Below are 5,527 nucleotides of genomic sequence, written 5' to 3' on the forward strand. Positions count from 1 at the left end.
GGTTTATGAAAGGGTTTTATATTTGCGCCCTCGAAAGCGGGGGATGTTGTGATGTTAATGGAGAGGTTTCGAGGAGTTATTTTCATGGTGGGTTTGAGTTTGAAAAAGAAATAAAAAATATTTTTCAAAAAGTATTGTGGGAATAAAAAAAGGGTTTTATATTTGCACCCGCTTTGGAGCTGAACGCTCTGGAGGAAGAAGAAAAAAAGTTCATTGAGATATTGAATTGACAGCGTAAGATTTTAATTGGAAACGGTTGGAATCAGACAAGAGAATAAACCATTTTGAGTACCTTCAAATCAATTTTTATAGTTGTTAAATAATATTTAAGATTTAACAATGAAGAGTTTGATCCTGGCTCAGGATGAACGCTAGCGGCAGGCCTAACACATGCAAGTCGAACGGTAACAGGGAAAAGCTTGCTTTTCCGCTGACGAGTGGCGCACGGGTGCGTAACGCGTATACAATCTGCCTTGTACAGGGGGATAGCCTTTAGAAATGAAGATTAATACCCCATGGTATGGAGATCCGGCATCGGGACTCCATTAAAGTTTCGGCGGTACAAGATGAGTATGCGTCCTATTAGCTAGATGGTGTGGTAACGGCACACCATGGCAACGATAGGTAGGGGCCCTGAGAGGGGGATCCCCCACACTGGTACTGAGACACGGACCAGACTCCTACGGGAGGCAGCAGTGAGGAATATTGGACAATGGGCGGAAGCCTGATCCAGCCATGCCGCGTGCAGGAAGACTGCCCTATGGGTTGTAAACTGCTTTTGTACGGGAAGAAACCCATCTACGTGTAGATGGCTGACGGTACCGTAAGAATAAGCATCGGCTAACTCCGTGCCAGCAGCCGCGGTAATACGGAGGATGCAAGCGTTATCCGGAATCATTGGGTTTAAAGGGTCCGTAGGTGGATGATTAAGTCAGAGGTGAAATCCTGCAGCTCAACTGTAGAATTGCCTTTGATACTGGTTGTCTTGAGTCGTTGTGAAGTGGTTAGAATATGTAGTGTAGCGGTGAAATGCATAGATATTACATAGAATACCGATTGCGAAGGCAGATCACTAACAACGTACTGACACTGATGGACGAAAGCGTGGGGAGCGAACAGGATTAGATACCCTGGTAGTCCACGCCGTAAACGATGGTCACTAGCTGTTCGGACTTCGGTCTGAGTGGCTAAGCGAAAGTGATAAGTGACCCACCTGGGGAGTACGTTCGCAAGAATGAAACTCAAAGGAATTGACGGGGGCCCGCACAAGCGGTGGAGCATGTGGTTTAATTCGATGATACGCGAGGAACCTTACCAGGGCTTAAATGTAGATTGCATTAGCTAGAGATAGCTATTTCTTCGGACCATCTACAAGGTGCTGCATGGTTGTCGTCAGCTCGTGCCGTGAGGTGTCAGGTTAAGTCCTATAACGAGCGCAACCCCTGTTGTTAGTTGCCAGCATGTAAAGATGGGAACTCTAACAAGACTGCCGGTGCAAACCGTGAGGAAGGTGGGGATGACGTCAAATCATCACGGCCCTTACGTCCTGGGCTACACACGTGCTACAATGGTAGGTACAGAGGGCAGCCACACCGCGAGGTGGAGCGAATCCTTAAAGCCTATCTCAGTTCGGATCGGAGTCTGCAACTCGACTCCGTGAAGCTGGAATCGCTAGTAATCGGATATCAGCCATGATCCGGTGAATACGTTCCCGGGCCTTGTACACACCGCCCGTCAAGCCATGGAAGCTGGGAGTGCCTGAAGTCCGTCACCGCAAGGAGCGGCCTAGGGTAAAATTAGTAACTAGGGCTAAGTCGTAACAAGGTAGCCGTACCGGAAGGTGCGGCTGGAACACCTCCTTTCTAGAGAAAGACGACTATAAGAATAAGGGGGAAAAGGGTAGTTTATTCTCTGTGCTGTCAATTTAAAAATATAGATACCTAGTCTCATAGCTCAGCTGGTTAGAGCGCTACACTGATAATGTAGAGGTCGGCAGTTCGAGTCTGCCTGAGACTACGAAAAGGAAATTCTAGAAGCAGGGCAATTGACAATTGGCGATTAACAATTTTCAATTAGTGATAATGAAATTGTTCATTGTACATTGAAAGATTGTTCATTGCACAAGGGGAATTAGCTCAGCTGGCTAGAGCGCCTGCCTTGCACGCAGGAGGTCACCGGTTCGACTCCGGTATTCTCCACAGAAGGTCGCCAATTGATGTTTGGCGATATGAACGTTCATTGACATATTGAAAAAGATACATGAAAATTAGATAGAAATATTTAATAAAACTGAAATAATTGTAACGAGCAATTATAACCTAAGAATCTGTAAAGGATTCTTTAGTAATGTAAACTCATTAAAAAGACAAAAAGTACAATAAGCTATATAAGAGCGTATGGGGAATGCCTAGGCTCTCAGAGGCGAAGAAGGACGTGATAAGCTGCGAAAAGCTACGGGGAGGGGCACATACCCAATGATCCGTGGATATCCGAATGGGGCAACCCACTATATTGAAGATATAGTATCCATCAAGGAGGCGAACCCGGAGAACTGAAACATCTAAGTACCCGGAGGAGAAGAAAACAAAAGTGATTCCGTTAGTAGTGGCGAGCGAACGCGGATTAGCCCAAACCAGTGTTGTTACGGCAATGCTGGGGTTGTAGGACTGCGATATTCGATGCAAAGCGAAGTAGAACTGTTTGGAAAGACAGACCATAGATAGTGATAGTCTAGTATACGTAAGCGATGTTATCGATAGCAGTATCCTGAGTAGCGCGGGGCACGTGTAACCCTGTGTGAATTTGGCGGGACCATCCGTTAAGGCTAAATACTCCTGAGAGACCGATAGTGAACTAGTACCGTGAGGGAAAGGTGAAAAGAACCCTGAACAAGGGAGTGAAATAGAACCTGAAACCATACGCTTACAAGCGGTCGGAGCCGAGAGGTGACGGCGTGCCTTTTGCATAATGAGCCTACGAGTTACCGTTGTTAGCAAGGTTAAGCACTTCAGGTGCGGATCCGTAGCGAAAGCGAGTCTGAATAGGGCGCTTTAGTTAGCAGTGGTAGACGCGAAACCGTGTGATCTACCCATGGGCAGGGTGAAGCTGTGGTAACACATAGTGGAGGCCCGAACCCGTTGACGTTGAAAAGTCTTGGGATGACCTGTGGGTAGGGGTGAAAGGCCAATCAAACTCGGAAATAGCTCGTACTCCCCGAAATGCATTTAGGTGCAGCGTTGGTTTAGTTTTATAGAGGTAGAGCTACTGATTGGATGCGGGGGCTTCACCGCCTACCAATTCCTGACAAACTCCGAATGCTATAAAATGATGACCAGCAGTGAGGGCATGGGTGCTAAGGTCCATGTCCGAGAGGGAAAGAACCCAGACCATCAGCTAAGGTCCCCAAATGTATGTTAAGTTGAATAAACGAGGTTGAACTGCTTAGACAGCTAGGATGTTGGCTTGGAAGCAGCCATTCATTTAAAGAGTGCGTAACAGCTCACTAGTCGAGCGGTTCGGCATGGATAATAATCGGGCATAAACATACTACCGAAGCTATGGACAAGAAATTGTGGTAGGGGAGCATTGTAGTGTCGTCGAAGGTGTACTGCGAGGTATGCTGGAGAAGCTACAAAAGAAAATGTAGGCATAAGTAACGATAATGCGGGCGAGAAACCCGCACACCGAAAGACTAAGGTTTCCTCAGCTATGCTAATCAGCTGAGGGTTAGTCGGGACCTAACGCGAACCCGAAAGGGGTAGTGGATGGACAACGGGTTAATATTCCCGTACCTGCTCACGATAAAAGTGACGGAGGCGTATATTTGGTGCGTGCTGACGGAATAGCACGTTGAAGCCAGTGGCAACACGGCGATAGTACACTGAGGCTACGGCCAAGGTGATAATCCAGAGAAGCGACTTCCAAGAAAAGCGAGTGAAGCAGCCCGTACCGTAAACCGACACAGGTAGTTGGGATGAGAATTCTAAGGTGCTCGAGAGATTCATGGCTAAGGAACTAGGCAAAATCGACCCGTAACTTCGGGAGAAGGGTCGCCCATCCTCGGATGGGCCGCAGTGAAAAGGTCCAGGCGACTGTTTATCAAAAACACAGGGCTCTGCTAAATCGAAAGATGACGTATAGGGCCTGACACCTGCCCGGTGCTGGAAGGTTAAGTGGAGGGCTTAGAGGTTTACCTCGAAGGTCTGAAATGAAGCCCCAGTAAACGGCGGCCGTAACTATAACGGTCCTAAGGTAGCGAAATTCCTTGTCGGGTAAGTTCCGACCTGCACGAATGGTGTAACGATCTGGACACTGTCTCAGCCATGAGCTCGGTGAAATTGTAGTAACGGTGAAGATGCCGTTTACCCGCAGTGGGACGAAAAGACCCCGTGAACCTTTACTATAGCTTAGTATTGGCTTTGGATAAGTAATGTGTAGGATAGGTGGGAGACTTTGAAGTGGCGTCGCCAGGCGTTGTGGAGTCATTGTTGAAATACCACCCTTTGCTTATCTGGAGTCTAACCTCTGACGAGGGACAGTGCTTGGTGGGTAGTTTGACTGGGGTGGTCGCCTCCAAAAGAGTAACGGAGGCTTCTAAAGGTTCCCTCAGCACGCTTGGTAACCGTGCGCAGAGTGCAATGGCATAAGGGAGCTTGACTGAGAGACATACAGGTCGATCAGGTACGAAAGTAGAGCATAGTGATCCGGTGGTTCCGCATGGAAGGGCCATCGCTCAAAGGATAAAAGGTACTCCGGGGATAACAGGCTGATCTCCCCCAAGAGCTCACATCGACGGGGGGGTTTGGCACCTCGATGTCGGCTCGTCACATCCTGGGGCTGGAGAAGGTCCCAAGGGTTGGGCTGTTCGCCCATTAAAGTGGCACGCGAGCTGGGTTCAGAACGTCGTGAGACAGTTCGGTCTCTATCTACTGTGGGCGTTAGAAATTTGAGTGGATCTGACTCTAGTACGAGAGGACCGAGTTGGACTGACCTCTAGTGTACCTGTTGTCGCGCCAGCGGCACCGCAGGGTAGCTACGTCGGGAAGGGATAAGCGCTGAAAGCATATAAGCGCGAAACCCACCACAAGATGAGATTTCTTTAAAGGGTCGTGGGAGATGACCACGTTGATAGGCTACAGGTGTAAAGGCAGCGATGTCATAGCCGAGTAGTACTAATAACCCGTAGGCTTATTGTACGGTGCTTTTTAATAGTAGAACAATAATCAATCATGTGACTTTTTCAATATGTTAAAATATTTGCGCGTAGCGCAGTTAAGAGTGAAAAGAGAAAAGGCAAAAGTCTTTGTAGCCAATGCCTGATCCCTAAGCTCCTAACTTAAAACTTAAGGTGGTTATAGCGATGGGGCTCACCTCTTACCATTCCGAACAGAGAAGTTAAGCCCATTTGCGCCGATGGTACTGCACTCGTGGGAGAGTAGGTCGCCGCCTTTTTTGAAAACCCTTACTACACATATAGTAAGGGTTTTTTGCTTTTTGTATATAATAATATAATGAGTTTTTTATTTGA

The 5,527-nt window shown here is 47.6% G+C and carries 2 tRNA genes and 3 rRNA genes; all 5 read left to right on the forward strand.

Annotated features, from left to right (window positions below):
• The first annotated feature begins 336 nt into the window (after positions 1–336).
• Positions 337–1,862: ribosomal RNA gene (locus NCE97_RS15820) — 16S ribosomal RNA — on the forward strand.
• An 80-nt stretch (positions 1,863–1,942) separates the two neighbouring features.
• Positions 1,943–2,016 (forward strand) — tRNA-Ile (locus NCE97_RS15825).
• A gap of 108 nt (positions 2,017–2,124) precedes the next feature.
• Positions 2,125–2,198, forward strand: a tRNA-Ala gene (locus NCE97_RS15830).
• 177 nt (positions 2,199–2,375) lie between these two features.
• Positions 2,376–5,195, forward strand: a 23S ribosomal RNA gene (locus NCE97_RS15835).
• Positions 5,196–5,343: 148 nt separating this feature from the next.
• Positions 5,344–5,451: ribosomal RNA gene (gene rrf / locus NCE97_RS15840) — 5S ribosomal RNA — on the forward strand.
• Together the 16S, 23S and 5S rRNA genes with 2 tRNA genes alongside form the textbook arrangement of a ribosomal RNA operon.
• Positions 5,452–5,527: the final 76 nt, after the last annotated feature.

The sequence above is a fragment of the Winogradskyella sp. 3972H.M.0a.05 genome, from assembly GCF_040493455.1.
GTDB lineage: Bacteria > Bacteroidota > Bacteroidia > Flavobacteriales > Flavobacteriaceae > Microcosmobacter.